Here is a 23610-nt window from a genome sequence, read left to right as displayed (position 1 = left end):
CGTTACGGCGCTTCCGCGTTCGTCACGCCGGCCATACCCTCCGCCAGCGCGGCGACCCCGTCCAGCCGCGCAGTGATCACCAGGGTCCCCTCCTCGATCTGGTAGTCGAGGGGGAGCCCCAACCCCCGCATCGCCGCGACCATCCCCGTGTTGGACGCCTGCGTCACCGCGTACACACTCTCGCACCCGGCCTCAAGAGCCATCCCCACCAACCTGCGGAGCAGCCCCGCACCGATACCGCGCCGCTGCCACTCGTCCTCGACGAGCAGCGCGACCTCCGTCTCGTCCCCGTCCCACAGCAGATGCCCCAGCCCGACCATCCGGCCCGAGGTCGTCTCCACGGCGACGGTCCGCCCGAAGCGCGGACTGAGCAGGTGGTTCAGGTACCGGTCCGCGTCGCCCACCGGACCGTGATACCGCAGCGACAACGTCCGCTGCGAGCACCGCTCGTGCATCGCCTTCGCCGCGTCCAGGTCGCCGACGTCGGCCCGTCGCACGGTGATGTCGTTGCCCTCGGGCAGCGTCAGTACGTCCTGGCTGCGCGGCACCCTGGGGCCGAGCACCGCGTCCAGCTCCACCAGGGCCCGCGCCCGCGCGAACTCGGTCGGGGTGAACGGCAGATAGGGCCGCTCCACGGTGATCACTCCGCCTTCCGGCGCCCGCAGCCGCATCACGGTGTCCTCGAGCGCCCCCTCGGTGGGCACGGTCTCGGGACCCGGACCCGCGGGCACCTGCCGGATCGTGCACCGGCCCAGCAACTGCCGCAGCGTCAGCGGGAGTTCCGCCGCGTCCAGCGCGGTACGGGTCGCGAGACCGAGGACCCGGGTCGGTGCGTCGACCAGGTCGTGGGCGTCGGCCCGCTCGATCCAGGTACCGGCACCGCCGGCCAGCGAGACCGCCCGGGTGATGCCGGACGCCTCCAGCGCGCCGGGCGCCCGCAGCAGGAACTCGTCCACCGTGCCCTCGGCCAGTGGATGCGTCTGCAGGCTGAGGATGTCGACCCGGTGACCGGCGAGCGCCGTGCACAGCGCGGCCAGTGATCCCGGCTCGTCCTTCACCGTCGTCCGCATCCGCCACAGCGTGCTCGCCCCGGCCTCGCCCGGGGGCTGCTCGGACGGCCCGGCCTGCTCCGGGGAGAGCGGCCGGGCGTCGATATCGGTGCCGTCGATCGGCGGTGCGTGACCGTGGTGTCGTGCCCACCATGTGTGGAACGCCGCCGTGGCGACCAGTGCGACCGCCGAGATCAGCAGCAGCGCCGGACCGTCGGGGCCGTGCCCGACCAGGTTCGCGACGGCGTCCGCCACCGCGACCGCCGTGAACAGTGCGGCGAGTTCGATGACGTCCCGCCGCCAGTGGTGGACCGGACGGCCATGCCTCGCACGCGTCACATCAGACATTTCTCGTTTCATACAGCCACTGTGAAGGAACGGTGTTGCGTGATCACAAACGCTTTGTGACCAGGCGGTAAAGACTGGATCTGTACCATTTGTGACTGTTCTTACGTTTGCTCTGAGGTGGACGGTGCATAGGGGTGACGGTCAAGCGGCCGCCTCCAGAGCCAGCGCGCCGTGCAGACGGCGGGCCTGGGTCACCAGTCGGGACGAGCCGCGCCGGTCCGCGAGCCGTGCCAGATGCGGCAGCTCGCCCCGCGCCCCGGACCGCTCGGCGCACTCCGCGGCCACGGCCAGCAGTTCACCCAGGCCCCGGACCTTCGCGGCCTGGCCGTCCGGACCGCCGGTGGCGAGGTCGGCGAGTAGCACGGGCAGGGTGTGCCGCAGCAGCCCCCAGATGGTGGCGTTCGCCCCGGTCGCCGCCGCCGTACGCACCGATTCCGCCAGCCGCGACGGCTTCACGGCCCCGCGGCGCACCAGCTGTCCGAGGTCCGCACCCAGCAGGGATATGTCGAGCTGCCCCCGCGCCGCGAGCACCAGCAGGGCGTCCACGGCGGCGAGCCGATCCTGCTCGTGCCGGGCCCCGAGCCCGTACGCCAGGCACAGATGCACGGCGTCACCCGCCTCGCCGCCGGACTCGGCGAGCAGCGGAAGGACGGCGGCGGCTCCCCGGGCGTCGTCCACGGCGACGGTCGAGACATCGCGCAGGACGCGGGCCGCGACGAGTTCGCGGCGCTCGGGGAGGAGAGCGAGCCAGTGCTGACGGGCGGTGTCGTCCCAGTGGTGGCAGTGCCAGTGGTCCCCGTACACACTCACCGGCCGGCCCAGATGCCGGAACTCGCGGCCGAAGTCCTCCCGCAGCTCCGGGAGTTCACCGAACTCCACCATCAGGCGCGCTCCCGCGGTCCGCCGCCGGTACGTGGGCAGCGCCGGCGGTCCCGAGGCGAGCCATCGGGCCAGGCGCTTCCCCTCCGGTGTGTCGAGCGCCGCCGCCTTCTCGGCCGCCGCCGCGGACGCCGCCTTGTCCGTGCGACGCACGCGGAGCAGCGCCTGGTCGAAGTCCGCCGCCGACACCCGCGCACCGAGGCGCCGGTACTCGTCGAGCCGGGCCACCAGCTCGTCGGGCTCCAGCAGCCCCGTGGTCCAGCTGGGTGTGGACAGCAGGAACGGCAGCGGATCGGTGGCGAGCCGGTAGGCGACCTCCGCGACGCGGGCGTCGAAGGCCTGCGTCAGGGGGCTGTGTACGCAGGTGCGCGCCGAGGTGCCGTGCTGGACCGCGCTGTGGAGCGTGTCGGTACGCACCTTGCCCAGCAGCGTCGCCAGCACCACTTCGAGGGAGGACAGACGGCCACCGAAGGCGTACTGCCGCTCATGCCCGGGGTCGCCGACGACCCACCACAGGCGTGCCACCACCGGGCCGAGCGCCTCGATCAGGGAGTCCCGGTCCTGGTGGGCGCGGCGCACGAGCCCGTCGAGGGTGCGCTCGAACGTCGCCACGTCCGCGCCGGACGCCAGCAGCGCCCCCACCTCCTCGGCGAGTTCGGCGGCCGACCCGGGCGCGGGGGCGAGACGCACCGGCTCCGGGGCCGGTGGCAGCACCTCCTCGTGAACCACGGTCCGCGAAGCCGCCGGTGCCGCACCCAGCGCGCCGACCGCCCGGGCGCGCAACGCCGGGATCAACTGGTCCGCCGCGACGACCAGTTCGTCCCGCACCGTGACGCCGGCCTTCCCGGCATGCCGCTCGATCAGCTTCAGCGCCCGCTCCTGTACATCCGAGTCCTCGTGCCCGAAGGCGTGGGCGGCGGCCGGCAGCAGCTCGTCGACCGTGCCGGCGTCCCGTGCCATCACCTTGCCAATCAGGACGAGCTGGGCCCGTACCAGCTTCTTCTCCGTACGGAACAGCACGGCGGCCGACATCTCGGCGAGCCGGCGCACGGGCAGGGCGCCGTCCAGGGCCAGGGAGCCCAGCACCGACTGTGCGTGCGAGGCCACCGTCGACGTGCCGTCCGCGGCGAGGGCCAGCCAGTCCGCCGTCCGTTCGAGCTCTTCGTCGCGAGTGAGGTCCAGTGTCTTCAGGAGGCGGAGGAACAGCCGGTGCTCGGCGGCGCGACCGCCCCGCAGGAACCGGGCGACACACGCGTCGACCATCGTCCGCCGGTCGAGCGTCCCCTCGGCCGTGAGTGCTGCCAGGGCCCCGGTGAAGCTGTTCGGCCCGTCGATGTCCACCCACCCCAGCAGGGAGCCCGTGTCGTCCGTCTCGAAGAAGGCGGCCACCAGCCGCGCGAGCTGCGGCTCCCGGCGCAGCCGGTCCTGCACGGTGCCCTCGCGCTGCCAGGTGACGCCGACGTGGAGCAGCCAGCCCCGGACGTACGCGTCCGTCGTCGGCACCGGACAGCCCGAGAGCCGCACCAGGCCGGACACCAGCTCGTACGCCACATCGGCACCGGCCGGACGCTGGGCCAGCCGGTGCGCCAGGTCCGCCAGCCATGCGGGATCACGGTCGCCCAGCACATCGAGCAGCACCGCCGGGTGCGCCTGCCACCAGCTCATGTCGGAGACCCCGAGCCAGCTCGCCACCGCCGCCGCACCGGTCTGGCAGGCCGCGCCCGCCACCTGCAGGGAGGGGTGCGCGCGCCGTGTGGCAGCGCTCCAGCGATCCGCCCGGAGCTCCTTGCGCAGCTCCTTCAACGCGGGGAAGGCCGCCCGCCGTTCCGCGTCCGTCATGCCGTCCAGCAGACCCAGCACCTCGGCCGTCCGCCCGCCCCGCACCGCGTCGATGAGTTCGCTCATCGCACACCCCCGTCGACCCGGACCGTCTCCCGCCCCACCGCGGCACCCCGCCGCGTCATGCGCACCGCCAGCGCGTGCTTGCACGGTCCGCGCCCGCCCCGGTACTTCGCCCACCACAGGCAACTGCAGCTGAGCACCCCCGCCTCGTCCCGCACCCGGTGCACATGTCCGTCCTCGGCCGTGACCGTGCCGCCGGTGCCGTCCAGGGCGACCGCACCCGCCGCCACCAGCGCCCGGGCCGACCGTAGCCGCGGATTGTGGCGCTCCACGCGCTCGGCGTCGTAGGGCAGCTCCCGGTGGAAGTAGGCCGCCTCCGCCGTGTCGTACCCGAGGCGGCCCGAGGTGCCCAGGCGGACCAGTGCCGCCCGGACCCGGTCGGTAGTCAGGCCCGCCGCGGCGGCGAGGTCGGCGACGTCGACGCGGGGTTCCCATGCCAGGAGCACCGAGATCAGCTCGGCGTCCTCCGCGGCCTCGTCGGTCGCGAGCGCGTCGAGGACGCCGCCCTCGCCGGAGAACCCGCGTGAGGCGTCGGGCGACAGCGTCAGGGTGAGCCGCATGCCCGGCAGGACGGCCTCCCAGGCGCCGGCCGTGGCGGCACTGCCGGAGCCCGGGGCGACCGCCGGGCCGTACACCCGCAGGGCCGTCGCGTGCCGCAGCACCCGCTGGAGCGCGACCAGCCGCTCCGGCCCCGGCAGGCACAGCGCACCCGGCACCGCGCGGGTGGTCGGCCGCAGCGTGCCGCCGACCGGTACCACCCAGCGCGGGGCGCCGCGTCCTGCGCCGCGAGGCAGCGCCCGCAGGAACCGCACGGCCTCGGCGGCGGGCAGCTCGGCCCGCAGGTCGAAGCCGGCCGCGATCACCTGGGCCTCCGCGAAGCCGCGCAGCCAGCGGTCGGGGAGCGGCACCTTCTTCTCCACGACCGGGCCGTCGAGCGTGGTCACGGCCAGCTCCTCGGGGCCGACCCGCAGATGGAGCGGGTCGTCGGCGCCGATCCGCGAGAGCGCCTCGCGCAGCGGGTTGTTGACGTCGACGTTCGTCGTGCCGTGTCCCACCTCGCCGCCGTCCAGGCCGGGTGCGAGCACGTCAAGGCGGGCGTAGACCCCGCCGCAGCCGGAGAAGGACTCGAAGCGCAGCCGGTCGCCGTTGCCCGTGACGACCGGGTCCAGCGAGGCGCGCAGCTGCGGCTGGAAGTAGCGTGCGGCCGCGACGTCGGCCACGGCGAGCAGTCCGGCGGAGGCCACCTGAGGGGACGTCAGGAAGCCCGTGAAGAACCGCGGATGGTCCTCGGCGCCCGAGGGCGTCGCACCCCGTGAGGTCTCGAGCCCCAGGCGCTGCGAGCCCGCTGCGGACTCCAGCACGGAGGGTCGGCGATAGGCCACGGCCTGCAGAGATCGCGTCATGGAAAAACCGTAGGGGCGACCACTGACAATCGGCCATGACCTGCGAAAACACCCTGGGTGAGCGGGAGTTCGCAGGTCCGCCGGCCGGGAGAACACGCAGGCCGCGCACCGGGGATGACTCCGGGACGCGGCCCGCCTACGAGGGTACGGGAGTCACTGGCCCACACGGCCCGGCTGGAGCACCTGTGTGAACAGCACGGTGCCGTCCGACTCCCGCAGCCGGACCGTCAGCTCCCCGCTGCCGCCGTCGATGTCGACCTCGCCGAAGAACTGGTAGCCGCCGGCGGGCGAGACGTTCGCGGTCGGCGGCGCCTTGACGAACACCCGCTCCGGGCCGAAGGTGCCGTCCAGCGTGTTGGCCTGGAAGGCGCCGGCGTTGAGCGGGCCCGACACGAACTCCCAGAACGGTTCGAAGTCCGTGAAGGCGGCCCGGGACGGCTGGTAGTGCTGGGCCGAGGTGTAGTGGACGTCGGCGGTCAGCCACACCGTGCCGGTGATCCGCCGGTGCTTGATGAACCGCAGCAGCTCCGCGATCTGCAGCTCACGCCCGAGCGGGGCACCCGGGTCGCCCTGGGCGACGGCCTCGATGTTCGGTTTGCCGTCCGTGCCGTCCGGCACGACCAGGCCGAGCGGCATGTCCGAGGCGATCACCTTCCACACGGCCCGGGAGCGGGCCAGTTCCCGCTTGAGCCAGGCCAGCTGCTCGGCGCCGAGGATGCCCTGCGGGTCGGTGCTCTGGTCGTCCGGCGAGTTGGCGTTGCGGTAGGTGCGCATGTCCAGCACGAACACGTCGAGGAGCGGGCCGTGGTGGACCACCCGGTACACCCGGCCGTCGGGGCGGCGCAGGGTCGAGACCGGGAAGTACTCGGAGAACGCCTGGCGGGCCCGCGCGGCCAGCACGTCGATGTTCTTCTCGGTGTAGCGGGAGTCGGCGAGGATCTCGCCGGGGAACCAGTTGTTGGTCACCTCGTGGTCGTCCCACTGGACGATCGAGGGGACCTGGGCGTTGAACCGCCGGAGGTTGTCGTCGAGCAGGTTGTAGCGGAAGTTGCCGCGGAACTCGGCCAGCGTCTCGGCGACCTTCGCCTTCTCCTCGGTGGTGACATTGCGCCAGGTGCTGCCGTCGGGGAGGGTGACGGACGCCGAGAGCGGGCCGTCGGCGTAGATGTTGTCGCCGCTGCAGACGAAGAAGTCGGGGTCCAGGGCGGCCATCGCGTCGTAGATCCGGTATCCGCCGAGGTCCGGGTTGATGCCCCAGCCCTGCCCCGCCAGGTCGCCCGACCAGACGAAACGCACGCCGTCGCGCCTCCTGGCCGAGGCCGTGCGGAACGTGCCGGTGACCGGCTCGCCGGTGCGGCGCGGGTCGTCGGGGTCGGCCAGCCGTACGCGGTAGTGGATCTGCTCGCCCGGCGGAAGCCCGTGCAGCCGGGTGGTGCCGGTGAAGTCGGTGTCCGCGCCGAGCAGCGGGCCGTGCCAGCGGCGCGGGTTGCGGAACGACTCGGTCGCGGACGTCTCGACGATCATGCGCGCCGGACGGTCGGACCGCACCCACACCAGCCCCGAGTCCGAGGTCACGTCGCCCGTCTGCACACCCCACCCCGCCGCGGGGCGCCCGGACCGGGCGAATGCCGGTGCCGAACCGGCGGCGGGCAGGGCCAGGGCCGCCGACGCGACCAGGGAGCCGCGCAGGACGGTGCGGCGGGCGGGGAGCGGACGATGTGACATGGATGCGCCTCCAAGGTCGGGATCCGGCCAGTGTGCGATGCCACAACTACTCGTGCGCCGCAGCGCACACGCAAACCACAAGTGAACAACTGACCGCGGGCGTAAGGGAACCGGTGTGCGATTCGCGGACACGACGGGGTACGACGGCCCTCACCCGGAGCCCGCCTCGGCCATCAGCCGTACGCCCGAACGGATCCGCGCGGAGGACAGATGCGCGTATCCGACCACGAGCCGGGTCTCCGTGGAGCCTTCGGCACGCGCGTGCGTGCAGTCCGACAACGGACGGACGGCCACCCCGGCCGCGGCGACGCGTGCGAGGAAGCGCTCCTCGGGCCCGTAGCGCTCCGGCAGCGTGGCGATGACGTGCAGCCCCGCGGCGATCCCGGACACCTTCGCGCCGGGGAAGTACTCCTCCAGGGCGGCCACGAGTGCGTCGCGCCGCTCGCGGTAGGCGCGCTGGCAGCGGCGCAATTGACGGTCGTAGTCGCCGCGCTCCACGAAACGGGCGAACAACGCCTGGTCGAGGGTGGGATGGCCGAGGTCCATGGTCCGCTTGCGTTCGATCACCTCGTCGGCGAGTGACTCCGGTACGAGCAGCCAGCCCAGCCGCAGTCCCGGGGCGAGGGACTTGCTGACGGAGCCCGCGTAGGCCACCCGGTCGGGATCGAGACCTTGGAGCGCGCCGACCGGAGCACGGTCGTAGCGGAAGTCGCCGTCGTAGTCGTCCTCCAGGACGAACCCGTCCACGGACCGCGCCCAGTCGAGCAGTTCGGCTCGCCGGCGCGCGGAGTACGCGATCCCGGTGGGGTACTGGTGAGCCGGTGTGGTCACGACGGCCCGCACGCCCGACGCCCGCAGGGGTTCGACGGCCAGTCCGTCCTCGTCCAGCGGCACGGGCACCGCGGTGACGCCCGCCGCGGCGTAGAGGCCGTCGTGCTGCGGACTGCCGGGATCCTCCACGCCCACCTCGCGCAGCCCGCGCGCGTGGAGGGCGAAGCCGAGCAGGGCCGACGCCTGCGCCACCCCGGACACCACCACGATCCGCTCCGGGTCGGCCACCACGCCACGGCGGCGGGCGAGGAGTTCGGCCAGGGCGGTGCGCAGCCGGGGCAGCCCGCGCGGATCGGGATAGCCGAGTTCGTGGTGCGGCAGCTCCGCCAGCACCCCGCGCTGTGCCGCGGCCCAGGCGGCGCGCGGGAACAGGGACAGGTCGGGCGTCCCGGGCACGAAGTCCGCGCGGGCGCCGGGGGGACGCGGCGCGAGATCACGCGCGCGTGGCTCGACGGAGCGCACGGCACCGCCCACCCAGGTCCCCGCCCCCCGCCCGCTGCGCAGATACCCCTCGGCCGTCAGCTGCTCGTACGCCTCCGTCACGAGCCCGCGCGACACACCGAGGTCACCGGCCAGGTCCCGGCTCGACGGCAACCGGGTCCCCGGCGGAAGCTTCCCCGCCCGGACCGCCTCCCGCAGCGCCGCCTGCAGCGAACGTCCACGCGAGCGTGCGGGCGCGGAGCCGAGCGGGAGCAACAACTCCCAGGCAGCGGAGCCGGCCCGATCATCGGAGGCGAGGGCCGCCCTCCGATCGCCGGGCGCGGAGCCTGCCCGCTCCGCCGGCGCGGACGTCCCCCGATTGCCCGACGCGGTGCCGGTCCCGTCCTCCGACGCGGACGCCCTCCGACCGCCGGGCGCGGAGCCGCTCCGATCCTCCGGCGCCGAGCCTGCTCCCTCGCCCGACGTCCTGGCTCGCTTCCGATTGGTCTCCGATGACGTCATGGGAATGGACCTTAATGCGGACCACCCCGCTCCCTAGCGTCGTTCCCATGAACGCCACCACCACCCGCGGAACGCTCCTCGCCGCACTCGCCTGCGTCCTCGTCGGCGCGTCCTTCACCGCCAACAGCGTCCTGGGCGACTACCCGTACGCGGGCGGCCAGTTCCTGCGTTACAGCCTCGCCTGTCTGCTACTCGTGCCGCTGGTGGGGCGCGGTGCGACGGCCCGGCTGCGGGCGCTCGGGCCCCGGCGCTGGGCCCGTCTCGCGCTGCTCGCGGCCGTCGGCATGGTCGGCTTCAACATGGCCGTCATCGCGGCGGAACGTACGGCCGAGCCCGCTGTCCCCGGGGTCTTCGTCGGCTGCGCGCCGGTCGTGGTGGCCGTCGTCGTGCCCCTCCTGGACGGGCGCCGTCCCCAACGTGCCGTGCTGTACGGGGCGTTGCTCGTGGCCCTGGGCGCCTTCACGGTCCAGGGCTGGGGGCGGACGGACGGGACGGGCCTGGCGTTCTCGGTGTGCGCGCTGGGGGGAGAGGTCGGTTTCGCGGTTCTCGCCGTGCCCGTGCTGCGGCCTTTGGGGCCATGGCTGCTGTCGGCGACGGTGTGCGGGATCGCCGCGCTCGAGTCCCTGGCGGCCGGACTGGTCGTGGACGGCACGGCGTGGCTGCGCCCGCCCGACCGGACGGAGGCCGCCGCGCTGCTGTGGCAGGCGGCGGTCGTCACGGTCGTCGGGTTCGTGTGCTGGTACATGGGCATGCAGCGGATCGGCGCGGAGCGCGCCACGCTGTTCTCCGGTCTCATCCCGGTCGCCGCCGCCTGCACCGCCCCGCTCGTCGCCACGGGCTCCTACGGCGTCGCGCAGGCCGCCGGGAGCGCCGTCGTCGGCGCCGGAGTCGCCCTGGGGTCCCGTGCGTCGAACAGGTCAGCGGCTGCCGTCGAGGATCACTCGCGCGACGAGCGCCGGGTCGTCGTTCATCGGGCAGTGGCCGCAGCCGGGCAGCCGCACGAGGCGGGCCTTGGGGATGATCTGCTTGGCGCGGACCCCCTGCCGGCGCAGGAGCAGACGGTCCTTGCTGCCCCAGGCCACGGTGACCGGAACACCGGGGATGTCGTCGACGAACTGCACGGTGCCACCCGCGCGGAGGGTGTCGGTGAAGCCGGTCGCGTTCACCAGCGCGAGGGTCTCGGCGACGACGGCCTCCGGTGAACGGCGGGCCGGGCGGGCGTAGATGGTGCTGGTGAGCGCGGTGCGGCCGGCTGCGGAGCGGGACAGCCGCTCGACCATCGGCCGGGGCATCCGCAGGGCTATGCCGCGCATGGTGAGCAGCACGGCGAAGGCGTAACGCCGCTCCGCCTCCGACCAGAACCCCGCGGGGGAGAGGGCGGTGACGGACCGTACGAGCTTCTCCCGGCCGAGTTCCAGGGCGAGCAGGCCGCCGAGCGAGTTGCCCGCGACATGCGGCCGGTCGAGCTCCAGCGCCTCGCAGAAGGCGCCGAACACGGCGGTCGTGGTGGCGAGGTCGTAGGTCAGTCCGTCCGGCAGCCCCGGGGACGCCCCGAAGCCGGGCAGATCCACGGCGATGACCTCGCGCTCGGTCGCCAGGATGTCCACGACCGGGTCCCAGGCCTGCCGGTGGTGACCGATGCCGTGCAGCAGGAGCAGCGGTTCGCCGCTGCCCACGCGCGCGTAGTCGACGGTCACGGTCCGCGGGCCGTGCGGGGAAGGGACCTTGAACGAGACAGTGGCGGCCATGTACGTGTGCTCCTCGTCTGGGACTCGCAGCCGGACGGCGTGTAGACAGCTTGTCAGCAATTGCTACCGGCGGGTAGCCCCCTTCGTGTGGCACCTGCCGGACTCGCCTGGACAGCACGCGGGACGTCGGCTGGGATGGTGTGGTGAGCACCGACACCGTGACCGACGTATTCGAAGAGCACCGCCCCGTCCTGGTGGGCGTCGCCTACCGCATGCTGGGCCGGGTGGCCGACGCGGAGGACGTGGTCCAGGAGGCCTGGCTGCGCTGGTCCGGCGCGGACCGCAGCGAGGTGCGCGAACCGCGCGGCTACCTGGTGCGTGTCACGACCCGCCTGGCCATCGACCGGCTGCGCCAGGTCAAGGCGCGCAACGAGGCCTATGTCGGCCCATGGCTGCCGGAGCCGTACGTCACGGACTTCGGGGACATGGTCCCGGACACCGCGGAGCGCGCCGTCCTCGCCGACTCGGTCTCCCTCGCCGTCCTTGTCGTCATGGAGTCCCTGTCGCCGCTGGAGCGGGCGGTGTTCGTGCTGAGGGAGGCCTTCGGCTACCCGTACGCGGAGATCGCGACCATGCTCGACAAGGGTGAAGCGGCCGTGCGCCAGCTCTCCGGGCGGGCCCGCAAGCACGTCGAGGAACGACGGCCCCGCTACGACGTCGACCCCGTCCAGCGCCGGGATCTCACCGAGCGCTTCCTCGCCGCCGCCGCTGAGGGCGACCTCCAGGGGCTCATGTCGATGCTGGCCCCCGACGTCCGCCTCGTCGGCGACAGCGGCGGCAAGTCCAAGGCGCCACTGCGCGTCATCGAGACGGCGGACAAGGTGGGCCGCTTCCTCGTAGGCGCCGCACGCAAGGGCGTCCCGGACCTGTCCTTCCGCTTCCTGGAGCTCAACGGCGGCCCCGCGCTGCTGCTCCTGTCGGGCGACAAGCCCGACTCGGTCTTCCAACTGGACGTCGTCGACGGCCGGATCCAGTCGGTCTACGTCGTACGCAACCCCGACAAACTGCAGTCGCTCGCCGCGTAGCGCACCGCAGCCGAAGCCCCCGTCCCGCGACGGGGGCTTCGTCGTCATCGAGGATTGGTCTTGACCAAGGGTGGGGGCCGCCCTATGGTCGCAGAGAAGTGAAACAACCTTTAATAAACAAGGGCGCTAAAAAGCCGCCGGACCACGGCGATTGCGGAGGACAGGGTGGGGACCACGCAGCTGGAAACGGTGCCGGAACCGAAATACTGGCACCTCAAGACCGTGCTCACTGAGGCGCTGGACTCCGAGTTCTCGGTGGGGGAGATCCTGCCCAACGAGCGCGACCTGGCCGCCCGGTTCGGCGTCGCGCGCGCCACGCTCCGTCAGGCCCTGGAGCAGCTCGAGCTGGAAGGCCGGCTCCAGCGCCGCCGCGGTGTCGGTACGACCGTCGCCCCGCCCCGCGTGGGTGTCGCCGTCGGCACGGAAGACCATGTCTGGCCGGGCACGGCCCCGGACGCCTGGCAGTCCGTCGACAGCACGCTGGAGGTCCCGTCGGCGGCCGTCGCCGGAGCACTGGAAACCGGCCACGACGAACCCGTGCACGTCGTGCGCCGCTCCCGTATGACGCACGGTCAGCCCGTCGCCGCGGAACTGCTCTACATCCCGCAGTCCTCGGTGCCCGACCTCTCCGCCATAGACGCCCCGTCCGGTGCCGCCCGCGCGCGTGCCGTGCTGCGCGAGCTCCAGCGCCTGGGGCTGGAGGGTCAGGACAGCGCCGTGGAACTGGGCTCGGCCCGCGCCGACGACGCCAAGCAGCTGGACCGGCTGCCCGGGGCGCCCGTCCTCGTCGTGACGACCCGCTTCTTCTCGCAGGGCCGCACCGCCGCGCTGTCCGTCGCCACCTACCGCGCCGACACCTGCCGGCTGACCTTCGGCGACTCCGGCGGCGTGGAGATCCACGAGGACCCGGAGCGCCGGGCGTCCTGACCGCCGTAGCGCCCCATGACTCGCGCCCCGGAGCAGCAGCTCCGGGGCGCGAGACGTTTCAGCAACAGCAACAACAGAAGCGGCAGCCCCTCAACGGCGCGCCGTCACCGTGCCCTCCACCGCGAAGAGCTGTTCCTCCACATGGTCCAGCGCCAGCCGCAGCGCCCCCGTCGCCACGGCGGCCTCGCCGAGGAGCGACAGCGTCACCTTCGGCGGCCGCAGACAGTAGCGCGCCAACTCCAGCCGCAGCGGCTCCAGTACGTCGACGATCCCGGTCGCCCAGCCGCCGATGACGACCAGCTCGGGGTCGAGGGCGAGGGACAGGGCGGCCACGTCGTGGACGAGCCGCTGGAGGAAACGGTCGACGGCCGCCCGGGCCCGCTGGTCGCCCTCGCGTGCCTGCGCGAAGACCTCGGCGACGGCCTGCTCGTCGAGCGGGTGCAGCGGCTCGTCCGTGGTGGACAGCAGCTTCTCCGGCGTCACCTCGCGGCCGAGCAGATGCAGCGCGCCGATCTCGCCCGCCGCCCCGCCGTACCCCCGGTGCAGCCGCCCGCCGATCAGCGCCCCCGCGCCCGGACTCAGCCCCGCCAGCACGAACACGACGTCGTCGGACTCGGTGGCGGCACCCTTCCAGTGCTCGGCGACCGCCGCCGCGTTGGCGTCGTTCTCCACCAGGACCGGACACTTGAAGGAACGGCTCAGCCGCTCACCGAGGCGCAGCCCCGTCCACTGGGGCAGCGCGGCGCACAGCCGCACGGTGCCGTCCGCCTCGACGATCCCGGGCGAGGCGGCCCCCACCGCCCGCAGCGACTCGCGAGCGACGCCGGCCCGGCGCAGCAGGTCGGCCACCGCGGTGCGCAGCCGCTCCAGGCGCTCGTCGGCCGACGCGGTCTCGGAGACGTCCTTGGCGACGGCGCCGAGTACCCGGCCGTCCAGGTCGGACAGGAGCGCGGCGACCCGGTGGGGCCCGATGTCGAGGCCCAGCAGATGCCCGGCCTCGGCCCGGAACCTGAACCGCCGCGCGGGCCGCCCCTGCCGGCGTACGACACTCTCGTCGGCCGCCTTCTCGACGACGTACCCCGCCTCGATGAGCCCCTCGACCACGCCCTCGACGGTCGGCCGGGACAGCCCGGTCACCCGCGTGATCTCGGTCAGAGTGGCGCAGTCCGTGGCGCGCAGCGCGTGCAGCACCACCGCGGAATTGATCCTTCGCAGCAGCGAGGGATCCCCGCCGGTCAGCCGCCCCAACGTCCGTCCTCCCAGCTCGTGCGCGTGTTGGCCGGATCGTACTCGTAGGGACGGAGCCGGGCGAGTGCGGGGACCCGGGAGATCGTGAGCGGGTCCCGGTCAGCCGGGCGCCACGAACCCCGACTCGTACGCCGCGATCACGGCCTGCGTGCGGTCCCGTGCCCCGAGCTTCGCCAGTACGCCGCTGACGTGGGACTTCACGGTCTCCGTTCCGACGATCAGCCGCTCGGCGATCTCCGCGTTGGACAGCCCGCGGGCCATCAGCCGCAGTACCTCGGCCTCCCGCTCGGTCAGCTGGGCCCGCTCCATCACCGCCCGGGCCGCACGGTTGCCGCCACTCTCGCCGTACTCGGCGGCGAGCTGCCGCACCGACGCCGGGAACAGCAGCGACTCGCCCTCGGCGACCAGCCGCACCGCGTGCACGATCTCGGCCGGCCGGGCCCGCTTCAGCAGGAACCCGTCGGCCCCGGCCCGCAGCGCCTCGTACACGTACTCGTCGTTCTCGAACGTCGTCACCACCAGGATCTTCGGCGGGTTCTCGATCGTCCGCAGCACCGCGCGCGTGGCCTCGATCCCGTCCATCAGCGGCATCCGTACGTCCATGGCGACCACGTCGGGCCGCAGCTGCCGCACCAGCGGGATCACGGCGGCCCCGTCCGCCGCCTCCCCGACGACCTCGATGTCGGGCTGCGCCTCCAACACGGCCCGCAGACCCGCGCGTACGAGGGGTTCGTCGTCGACGAGGAGAACGGTGACCGGCATCCGGCCAGCGTAGATCAGCGCAGCGGCAGCTCCACCCGCACCTGCCAGTCACCCCGGTCGGGGCCGGTGTGCGCGCTGCCGCCCAGCAGGGCCGCGCGCTCGCGGATGCCGCGCAGACCGCTGCCCCGGCCCGGCCCGGGTATGTCGGCCGTCAGGGGATTGCGGACCTCCAGAGCGAGACCGTCCGCCACGACCGCGATGCGCACCCGGACGGGGACGGCCCCCGCGTGCCGCAGCACATTGGTCAGCGACTCCTGGAGGATGCGGTACCCCTCGCGGGAGACCGGTCCGGGCAGCGTGTCGACGGGCCCGGTCACCTCGGCGTCGACCTTCGCGCCGGAGACGCGGGCGGACTCCAGCAGACGGTCGCAGTCCGCCAGCGTCGGCCGGCCGCTGACCGGCCGCTCGGACTCGCGCAGGATCCCGAGGACCCGTTCCAGATCCTCCAGGGCCGCCCGGCCGGTCTCCTCGATGGCGCCCAGGGCACGGTCGGTGAAGGCGGGATCACCGGCCGCGCGGGCGGCGCCCGCCTGGACGACGGCCACGGTCAGCGCGTGGCCGATGGAGTCGTGGAGCTCGCGGGCGATGCGGGTGCGTTCCAGGAGCTGCTCGGTGCGTTCCTCCAGGGCGGCCATGCGATCGGCCGGTGAGGGGCCCAGGAGACGGTGGGCGAGTGCGGTGATGAGCCGGCCCGAGCCGACAACCGTCGCCGCCAGCGTGACGAGCGCCGGGAGCACGAGCAGGACGTGCCACCAGGCGTGGCCGTGGAGCGGGTCCAGCAGGCCCTCCCCGACGTCACGGCCGAACGCCGACGCCACCAGGTCGACGCTCGCGATGAGCAACTGGACGGTGAACACGGAGGTCGCGCAGCCGATCAGCAGCCGCGCCTCCAGCCAGACGACGACCCGCCCCCGGTCGCCCCAGGTGGCGGACGGCGTCACGACGATGTCGGTGCCCGCGCTGTCAGGCCGGTGACCGGTCAGCAACAGCCGTGCCTGCAGGCCCTCCACGGTGCGCATCGCGGGCACCAGCCCGACGGGCGCGAGGACCACGCCGGCCATCACCCAGGTCCACCACGCCTCCTGGACGAACAGCCACATGCTCGGCCACACGATCGCGATGAACAGATGCAGCAACCGTGTGTACGTCACCGCCCTGCCGAACGGGCGCAGCAAACGGACCATTGCGTCATCGTGCCAGCCACCACTGACAGCGAGCCTCCCCCGCACGGGGGAGACGATCTCCACCCGCGGGGGAGGCCCCGCCCCCGCCTCACCGGCCAGGCTGCACCCATGACCAGCATCGAAGTCCAGAACCTGACCAAGGAGTTCGGCACCCGACGAGCCGTGGACGACCTCACCTTCACCGTCCTCCCCGGCCGTGTCACCGGCTTCCTCGGCCCCAACGGAGCCGGAAAGTCCACCACCATGCGGCTCGTGCTCGGCCTGGACCGGCCGACGTCCGGCACCGCCACGATCGGCGGCCGCGCCTACGGAGACCTCGGCGAACCGCTGCGCCATGTCGGCGCCCTGCTCGACGCGCAGGCCGCGCACGGCTCCCGCACCGGCCGCGACCACCTGCGCACGCTCGCCGCGAGCAACCGCATCCCGGACACCCGCGTCGACGAACTGCTGGCGGAGACCGGCCTCGCCCCGGTGGCCCGGCGCCGGGTGAAGACGTACTCCCTGGGCATGCGCCAGCGGCTCGGCATCGCGGCCGCGCTGCTCGGCGACCCCGAGGTGGTCATGCTCGACGAACCCTCCAACGGTCTGGACCCCGAAGGCATCATCTGGATCCGCGGGCTGCTGCGCCGGCTCGCGGGGGAGGGGCGCACCGTCCTGGTCTCCAGCCACCTCATGAACGAGACCGCGTCCTTCGCCGACCACCTCGTGGTCCTCGGCCGGGGCAGGCTCCTCGCCGACACCCCGATGCGCGGGTTCATCCACGCCCGTGTGCAGCCACGGGTACGGATCCGCACCACGGACCCCACCACCCTCAAGGCCGTCCTGGCCGAACACGGCCTCGACGGCGTCGAGCACGAGGACGGGCACTGGACCGTGCACCACGCGCGCGTGGACGACATCGGCCGCCTCGCGTCCGCCGCCGGCATCCCGATCCTCGAACTGAGCGCGCAGGAGGGCACGTTGGAGCAGGCCTACCTGGGCCTCACCGCCACCGAGGCCGAGTTCACCGCACAGCCGCAGGAGGCCTGACATGTCCTACGCACCCGTTCTGCACGCCGAGTGGCTGAAGATCCGTACGCTCCGCTCGCTCCTCGGGGCGCTGCTCGCGCTGTTCGCGGCGAGCACGGCGTTCTCCGCGCTCGCCGGTGTCTCCGAGACGTCCGACCCCGACTTCGACCCGCTGTTCACGGCGTTGTCCGGGGTCGCGCCCGGTCAGATCGCCGCGATCTCCTTCGGAGCCATGGCCGTGTCCTCGGAGTTCCACGGGGGTGCGCTGCGGCTCTCCCTCGCCGCGGTGCCGCGGCGCGGACGGTGGTACGCGGCCAAGCTGACCGCGATCGCCGTGCCGACCCTGGTCGTCGGGCAGATCACCGCCCTGGCCGCGCTCCTGGTCGCGAGGGCGGGCCTGGGCGACGCGGCGAGCGGTCTGACCGCGGGCGAGCAGGCACGCGGTGTGGTGGGCTGCGGCCTCTACCTCATGCTGATGGCACTGCTGGCGGCCGGACTCACGGCCCTGCTGCGCAGCGGGGTGGGCGCGCTGTCCCTGCTGATCCCGTTCGTCCTCGTCGTCTCGTTCGTGATCGGGGACGCGGTGGGCGGCGCGACGGACTTCCTGCCGGACCGGGCGGGACAGGTGGTCCTGTACGAGTCCTACGACGGCCGGTTGGGGCCGTGGGCGGGGCTGGGGGTGACCGCGCTGTGGACGGCGGCGGTACTGGCGGCGGGCGCGTGGAGCGTGCGGCGCAGGGACGCCTGACGGCACGCCAGTTGTCAGTGGTACCCGGTTTACTGGATCACATGGACATCGCGAAGGACCTCACGCTGATCGACGCGCTGTGCTCCCGGGACTTTCCCGCGGGGCACAGCGGCTATCACGCCGCGTGGTTAGGGCCCGGGGACTGGCCGGACGCGAGTGACTGCTACGCCTACGAGGCGGCTGTCGCCGAGCGGTTGACGGAGAGGTGGGGAGAGCCGTCGCGCCGGGGGACGGTCACCCTCCAGGAGCGCATCGCGCGGGGGGAGGTCATACCCGAGCCCTGGGCGAGGCTCGCCGCCCTGGCGATCGACCTGCGTACGTGGGAGATACCCGGCAGCGACCGCCGGGCCGTCCTGGCGGTCGCCGACCGGAACGGCGAGGAGCAGCCCCGGCTCCGGGTGTTCGTCACCGACACCGACCCCCCGTGATCCGTCAGGCCTGCGCCGCCACCCGCAACCGCGCGAACTCCTCCGCCATCGTCGCCGTCGTCCAATGCGCGTTCAGCCCGCTCGGATTCGGCAGCACCCACACACGCGTGTCCCCGAACGTCCGCTCCTGCGGACCCACCCGGGCCTTCTTGCTTGTCGTCGAACGCCGCCCGGTAGGCGGTGACCCCGACCACCGCCAGCCAGCGGGGCCGCAACCGCGCCACCTTGAGCGCCAGTTGCCGCCCGCCCTCGCGATACTCCTCCGCGCTCAGCTCGTCCGCCCGCGCGCTCGCCCGCGCCACGACGTTCGTGATGCCGAGCCCGTAGGACAGCAACTCCTGCTGCTCCGACGGCTTCATCAGACGAGGCGTGAACCCGGACAGGTGCAGGACCGGCCAGAAGCGGTTGCCGGGACGGGCGAAGTGATGGCCCGTGGCGGCGGTCATCAGACCCGGGTTGATCCCGCAGAAAAGCACGTGCAGACCGTCCGCGACGACGTCCGGTACCAGACGGTCGCGGGCGGCCTCCAGCTCCGCGGGGGTGAAGCGCGTCATGCCGTGCGCCGGATCAGAGGATCGCGCCGGGCGTGTAACCGGCGGCCTCCGGGTGCTGCTTCACGATCTCCTCGATCCGGCCGACGACCACACCGACCTGGTCGGCCGCGGCGCCCGTGAAGGACAGCTTGTCCGCCATCAGCGCGTCCAGCTGCGCCCGGTCGAGCGGGATGCGCTCGTCCGCGGCCAGCTTGTCGAGGAGCTCGTTGCGCTCGGCGCCCTGCTCGCGCATCGCGAGCGCGGAGGCGACGGCGTTCTCCTTGATCGCCTCGTGCGCGACCTCGCGGCCGACGCCGGCACGCACCGCGCCCATGAGCACCTTGGTGGTGGCGAGGAACGGCAGGTAGCGGTCCAGTTCGCGGGCGACGACCGCCGGGAAGGCGCCGAACTCGTCGAGGACCGTCAGGAACGTCTCCAGCAGACCGTCGAGCGCGAAGAACGCGTCCGGCAGCGCGACCCGGCGCACCACCGAGCAGGACACGTCGCCCTCGTTCCACTGGTCGCCCGCCAGTTCGCCGGTCATGGACGCGTAGCCGCGCAGGATGACCATGAGGCCGTTGACGCGCTCGCAGGACCGGGTGTTCATCTTGTGCGGCATCGCGGAGGAGCCGACCTGGCCCGGCTTGAAGCCCTCGGTCACCAGCTCGTGCCCGGCCATCAGGCGGATCGTCTTCGCCAGCGACGACGGGGCCGCCGCCACCTGCACCAGCGCGGTCACGACCTCGTAGTCCAGGGAGCGCGGGTAGACCTGGCCGACCGAGGTGAACGCCTGCGAGAAGCCCAGGTGCCGGGCGATCCGCTGCTCCAGGTCGGCCAGCTTGGCCGCGTCGCCGCCGAGCAGGTCGAGCATGTCCTGCGCGGTGCCGACCGGGCCCTTGATGCCGCGCAGCGGGTAGCGGCCGAGCAGCTCCTCGACCCGGCCGTGGGCGACGAGCAGCTCGTCGGCGGCGGTCGCGAACCGCTTGCCGAGTGTCGTGGCCTGCGCGGCGACGTTGTGCGAGCGGCCGGCCATGACCAGCTCGCCGTACTCGCCGGCCAGCTTGGCCAGACGGGCCAGGACGGCCACCGTACGGTCGCGCATCAGCTCCAGCGAGAGCCGGATCTGCAGCTGCTCGACGTTCTCGGTGAGGTCGCGCGAGGTCATGCCCTTGTGGACGTGCTCGTGCCCGGCGAGGTCGTTGAACTCCTCGATCCGCGCCTTCACGTCGTGCCGCGTGACCTTCTCGCGCTCGGCGATGGAGGCCAGGTCGACGGTGTCCAGGACACGCTCGTAGTCGGCGATCGCCTCGTCCGGCACCTCGATGCCGAGGTCCTTCTGGGCCCGCAGTACGGCGAGCCAGAGCTGCCGCTCCAGCTTCACCTTCTGCTCGGGCGACCAGAGCGTGGCGAGCTCGGCGGAGGCGTAGCGTCCGGCGAGGACGTTCGGGATGCGGGGCTTGGCGGGAGCGGAAGTCACGTGTACGGATTCTACTGGCGATTCGTGCAGGCCAGCGCCAGGGATGTCTTCGGTGGAACCTACGAGACCCGCGTCACGCCGGGTTACGGCGTCGGACCCTCGTACGGCAGCAGGTCGGGCCGCTTCGCCGGCAGGCCGTCGCCCGAGGAGCGGCCGGTGAGACGGCGGGCTATCCAGGGGAGCAGGTACTGCCGGGCGAACCGGGCGTCCGCGACCCGTCGCGCGGCCCAGCCCGGCGGCAGCGTGGCCGGCATCGGCGTGCGCCACTCGGTGTCCTCGGGGTCGTAGCCCAGTGTCTGCCAGACCGCCTCGGCGACGCGCCGGTGGCCCTCGGCCGTGAGGTGCAGCCGGTCCACGTCCCACAGGCGCGGATCACCGAGGGACGGCGCCCCGTACAGGTCGACGACGATCGCGCCGTGCTTTTCGGCCAGCTCGTCGACGCACGCGAAGAGCTCCTCCATGCGTGGCCGGAAGCGCTCCAGGACCGGCCCCTGGCGGCCCGGGCTGCGCATCAGCACGAGCTGCTCGCAGGCCGGGGCGAGCCGCTCCACGGCCTCGGTCAGCAGCGCGCGGACCCGCCCCATGTCGCACTTGGGCCGCAGGGTGTCGTTCAGGCCGCCCACCAGCGTGATCACGTCGGGCCGCATGGCCACGGCCACATCGACCTGCTCCTCGACGATCTGCTGGATGAGCTTGCCGCGGACCGCGAGGTTGGCGTACCGGAAGCCGGGTGTCACCGCGGCCATCCGGCCGGCCAGGACATCGGCCCAGCCCCGGTAGGAGCCGTTCGGGAGCAGGTCCGACATGCCCTCGGTGAAGGAGTCGCCGAGGGCGACGAGGCTGGTGTGTGCGGGGTTCTTCTGCATGGCGGAGAAAATGCTAACCCGTTCACATACCCGGCGGTCGGTCAGCCTCCCCGGACCCCCGGCCGGGCCCTCACGCCCGCTGTCCGAACAGCTCCCGCAGCACGTCCTCCATCGTCACCAGCCCCGCCAGCCGCCCGTCGCCCCCCAGCACCGCCGCGACATGCGTACGGCTGCCCCGCATCGCCGTCAGGACGTCGTCCAGCGGTGTGCTCTCCCGCACGCGCGCGATGGGCCGCATGTCCCGGACCTGGAACGCCAGATCCCGCGGGGAGGCGTCCAGCGCGTCCTTCACATGCAGATAGCCGAGGATGCGCCGCCCGTCGTCCACCACCGGGAACCGGGAGAACCCGGACTCGGCCGACAGCCGTTCCAACTGCTCCGGGGTGACGCCCACGCGCGCGTAGACGACCCGTTCCAGCGGCAGGACGACATCGCGCACCGGCCGGCGGCCCAACTCCAGGGCGTCGTGCAGCCGCTCCCGGGTCCGGTCGTCGATCAGACCCGCCTCGTCGGAGTCCTTGACCAGCCGGGCCAGCTCGGCGTCCGAGAAGGTCGCCGTGACCTCGTCCTTGGTCTCCACCCGCAACAGCTTCAGCAGGGCGTTGGCGAACGCGTTGATCGCGAAGATCACCGGGCGCAGGCCCCGGGACAGGGTGACCAGCGGCGGGCCCAGCACCAGCGCGCTGCGCACCGGCTCCGCGAGCGCGATGTTCTTCGGCACCATCTCGCCGAGCAGCATGTGCAGATACGTCGCCGCGGTGAGCGCGATCACGAACGACACCGCGTGTCCGGCGCCCGCCGGCACACCGAGCGCGTGGAACACCGGCTCCAGCAGGTGCGCGATCGCCGGTTCGGCGACCACACCGAGGATCAGCGTGCACAGGGTGATGCCGAGCTGTGCCGCCGCCATCAGCGCGGACACATGCTGCAGACCCCATAGCACGCTCTTGGCGCGCCGGTCGCCCTCCTCGGCGTACGGCTCGATCTGCGAGCGCCGCACCGAGATCAGCGCGAACTCGGCGCCCACGAAGAAGGCGTTGACGACCAGGGTCGCCAGGCCGATCAGCAACTGGATCGCGGTCACTTGCGGGCCTCCCCTTCGAAGGAATCCGACGTGTCGTCGAGCGGAGCGTGCAGCAGCACGCGCGCGGCCCTGCGCCCGGAGGCGTCCACCACGTCCAGCCGCCATCCGACGACCTCCGCGGTGTCGCCGACGACCGGGATACGGCCGAGCTCGGTCGCCACCAGACCGGCCAGGGTCTCGTACGGCCCCTCGGGAGCCCGCAGGCCCACGCGCGCGAGGTGGTCGATGCGTGCCGAGCCGTCGGCCGAGTACAGGACGCGGCCCTCGTCGTCGGTCCCGGCCGCGGCCAGGTCGGGTGTCTCGTGCGGGTCGTGCTCGTCGCGGACCTCGCCGACGACCTCCTCGACGATGTCCTCCAGCGTGGCCACCCCGGCCGTACCGCCGTACTCGTCGATGACCACGGCCATCGTGCGCTTGCCGGACAGCCGGTCGAGCAGCCGGTCCACGGTCAGCGACTCGGGGACGAGCAGCGGCTCGCGCATCAGTTCGGAGACGGGGACCCGGGCCCGGCGCTCGGCCGGGACCGCCAGGACGTCCTTGATGTGGGCGGTGCCCACGACCGAGTCGAGGTTGCCGCGGTAGACGGGGAACCGGGACAGGCCCGTCGCGCGCGTGGCGTTCGCGACGTCCTCGCAGGTCGCCTGGGCGTCCAGGGCGATGACCTGCACGCGCGGCGTCATCACGTTCTCCGCGGTCAGGTCGGAGAGGTTCAGGGTCCGCACGAAGAGTTCGGCGGTGTCGGCCTCCAGCGCGCCCTCCTTGGCGGAGTGCCGGGCCAGGGCGGCGAGCTCCTGCGGCCCGCGCGCGGCGGCCAGCTCCTCCGTCGGCTCGACGCCGAAGAGACGCACGATGCGGTTCGCCGTGTTGTTGAGGTGGGTGATGAAGGGCCGGAACGCCGCGCTGAACCAGCGCTGTGCGTTGCCCACCCGCTTGGCCACGGCCAGCGGAGAGGAGATCGCCCAGTTCTTCGGCACCAGCTCGCCGACGACCATCAGGACGACGGTCGACAGGGCCGTACCGAGCACCAGCGCGACCGACGAGGCCGCCGAGCGGGACATGCCCAGCGACTCCAGGGGACCGGCGATCAGCTTGGCGATCGACGGCTCGGCGAGCATGCCGACCACCAGGTTGGTGACGGTGATGCCGAGCTGGGCCCCGGAGAGCTGGAAGGTCAGATTGCGCACGGCCTTCAGGGCGCCCGACGCGCCCCGCTCGCCGCGCTCCGCGGCCCTCTCCAGGGCGCCGCGCTCGACCGTGGTCAGCGAGAACTCGGCGGCGACGAAGGCACCGCAGGCCAGCGAGAGCAGGATCGCCACGAGCAGGAGGAGCACTTCGGTCATCGGGTCACCTCCGTCCCATGATCGGACAGGGTGCGGGGGATCGCGCGATCTCGCGTACTACTGGGAGGCTCGCCCATGGGCGGACGCTCACACCTTTCCTTGGAGGACCGAGTGGTCCCCCAATGTTAAAGGACCGGCAAAGGGCGGCCGGAC

General features: G+C 72.9%; 18 protein-coding genes and 2 pseudogenes. 6 read left to right on the top strand and 14 right to left on the bottom strand.

From position 1 onward, the window contains the following. Nucleotides 1-2 precede the first annotated feature (2 nt). The 5 genes from OG381_RS09550 to pdxR form a co-directional block, all read right to left on the bottom strand. Nucleotides 3-1397 carry a GNAT family N-acetyltransferase gene (locus tag OG381_RS09550; RefSeq protein WP_327715693.1) on the bottom strand — a complete coding sequence of 465 codons (1395 nt, stop codon included), beginning with the start codon at nt 1395-1397 and terminating at the stop codon, nt 3-5. A gap of 141 nt (nt 1398-1538) precedes the next feature. After that, nucleotides 1539-4181, bottom strand: coding sequence for a DUF7824 domain-containing protein (locus OG381_RS09545; protein WP_327715692.1), 2643 nt, complete (start codon nt 4179-4181; stop codon nt 1539-1541). Further along, a complete protein-coding gene (locus tag OG381_RS09540) occupies nt 4178-5581 on the bottom strand; it encodes an SWIM zinc finger family protein (protein WP_327715691.1) in 1404 nt (467 codons plus the stop codon). Before OG381_RS09540 ends, OG381_RS09545 begins: the two co-directional genes overlap by 4 nt. 153 nt (nt 5582-5734) lie before the next feature. Then, the gene (locus OG381_RS09535; RefSeq protein WP_327715690.1) at nt 5735-7306 is read right to left on the bottom strand and encodes an alkaline phosphatase D family protein; all 1572 of its coding nucleotides are present in this window, start codon (nt 7304-7306) and stop codon (nt 5735-5737) included. A 150-nt stretch (nt 7307-7456) separates the two neighbouring features. Continuing rightward, nucleotides 7457-8836 carry a MocR-like pyridoxine biosynthesis transcription factor PdxR gene (gene pdxR / locus OG381_RS09530; RefSeq protein ID WP_327722428.1) on the bottom strand — a complete coding sequence of 460 codons (1380 nt, stop codon included), beginning with the start codon at nt 8834-8836 and terminating at the stop codon, nt 7457-7459. A gap of 233 nt (nt 8837-9069) precedes the next feature. Between pdxR and OG381_RS09525 the strand changes: the two are divergent. Then, a pseudogene (locus tag OG381_RS09525) lies at nt 9070-9915 on the top strand (DMT family transporter); the annotation flags it as partial. 81 nt (nt 9916-9996) lie between these two features. Here the strand turns inward: OG381_RS09525 and OG381_RS09520 are convergent. Continuing rightward, the gene (locus OG381_RS09520) at nt 9997-10827 is read right to left on the bottom strand and encodes an alpha/beta fold hydrolase (RefSeq protein ID WP_327715689.1); all 831 of its coding nucleotides are present in this window, start codon (nt 10825-10827) and stop codon (nt 9997-9999) included. Between the two features lie 143 nt (nt 10828-10970). On the opposite strand from OG381_RS09520, the gene OG381_RS09515 reads away from it, so the two are divergent. Further along, on the top strand, nt 10971-11852 hold the full coding sequence (locus OG381_RS09515; protein ID WP_327715688.1) for an RNA polymerase sigma-70 factor: 882 nt from the start codon (nt 10971-10973) through the stop codon (nt 11850-11852). A 165-nt stretch (nt 11853-12017) separates the two neighbouring features. Continuing rightward, a complete protein-coding gene (locus tag OG381_RS09510; protein WP_327715687.1) occupies nt 12018-12779 on the top strand; it encodes a GntR family transcriptional regulator in 762 nt (253 codons plus the stop codon). A gap of 90 nt (nt 12780-12869) precedes the next feature. On the opposite strand, the gene OG381_RS09505 is transcribed toward OG381_RS09510, so the two are convergent. From OG381_RS09505 to OG381_RS09495, 3 genes are all read right to left on the bottom strand, one after another. Continuing rightward, entirely contained in the window at nt 12870-14027 is a 1158-nt protein-coding gene (locus OG381_RS09505) for an ROK family protein (RefSeq protein ID WP_307033680.1), read from the bottom strand. A gap of 99 nt (nt 14028-14126) precedes the next feature. Beyond that, nucleotides 14127-14789, bottom strand: a complete 663-nt coding sequence (locus tag OG381_RS09500; protein WP_327715686.1) for a response regulator transcription factor — start codon at nt 14787-14789, stop codon at nt 14127-14129. A gap of 14 nt (nt 14790-14803) precedes the next feature. Next, nucleotides 14804-15973, bottom strand: a complete 1170-nt coding sequence (locus OG381_RS09495; protein ID WP_327715685.1) for a sensor histidine kinase — start codon at nt 15971-15973, stop codon at nt 14804-14806. A gap of 108 nt (nt 15974-16081) precedes the next feature. On the opposite strand from OG381_RS09495, the gene OG381_RS09490 reads away from it, so the two are divergent. From OG381_RS09490 to OG381_RS09480, 3 genes are read left to right on the top strand one after another with little or no spacing between them, the layout of a single operon-like run. Further along, nucleotides 16082-17002 carry an ABC transporter ATP-binding protein gene (locus OG381_RS09490; RefSeq protein WP_327715684.1) on the top strand — a complete coding sequence of 307 codons (921 nt, stop codon included), beginning with the start codon at nt 16082-16084 and terminating at the stop codon, nt 17000-17002. A 1-nt stretch (nt 17003) separates the two neighbouring features. Next, nucleotides 17004-17729, top strand: a complete 726-nt coding sequence (locus OG381_RS09485; protein WP_327715683.1) for an ABC transporter permease — start codon at nt 17004-17006, stop codon at nt 17727-17729. Between the two features lie 41 nt (nt 17730-17770). Beyond that, on the top strand, nt 17771-18157 hold the full coding sequence (locus OG381_RS09480; protein ID WP_327715682.1) for a hypothetical protein: 387 nt from the start codon (nt 17771-17773) through the stop codon (nt 18155-18157). Between the two features lie 4 nt (nt 18158-18161). Here OG381_RS09480 and mug read toward each other — a convergent pair. The 5 genes and pseudogenes from mug to OG381_RS09455 form a co-directional block, all read right to left on the bottom strand. Beyond that, a pseudogene (mug, locus tag OG381_RS09475) lies at nt 18162-18711 on the bottom strand (G/U mismatch-specific DNA glycosylase). A gap of 13 nt (nt 18712-18724) precedes the next feature. Then, nucleotides 18725-20167 (bottom strand): adenylosuccinate lyase, encoded by a 1443-nt coding sequence (purB, locus tag OG381_RS09470; RefSeq protein WP_327715681.1) that lies wholly within the window; start codon nt 20165-20167, stop codon nt 18725-18727. An 83-nt stretch (nt 20168-20250) separates the two neighbouring features. After that, a complete protein-coding gene (locus OG381_RS09465; protein WP_327715680.1) occupies nt 20251-21033 on the bottom strand; it encodes an SGNH/GDSL hydrolase family protein in 783 nt (260 codons plus the stop codon). Between the two features lie 70 nt (nt 21034-21103). After that, nucleotides 21104-22117: a hemolysin family protein gene (locus tag OG381_RS09460; RefSeq protein WP_327715679.1), complete on the bottom strand. Its 1014-nt coding sequence runs from the start codon at nt 22115-22117 to the stop codon at nt 21104-21106. Next, a complete protein-coding gene (locus OG381_RS09455; RefSeq protein WP_327715678.1) occupies nt 22114-23457 on the bottom strand; it encodes a hemolysin family protein in 1344 nt (447 codons plus the stop codon). The genes OG381_RS09460 and OG381_RS09455 overlap by 4 nt, the downstream gene beginning before the upstream one ends. Between the last annotated feature and the right edge of the window lie 153 nt (nt 23458-23610).

Origin of the sequence: Streptomyces sp. NBC_00490 (assembly GCF_036013645.1) — a bacterium.
Lineage (GTDB): Bacteria > Actinomycetota > Actinomycetes > Streptomycetales > Streptomycetaceae > Streptomyces > Streptomyces canus_F.
This window is presented reverse-complemented; position numbering and strand designations above follow the sequence as displayed.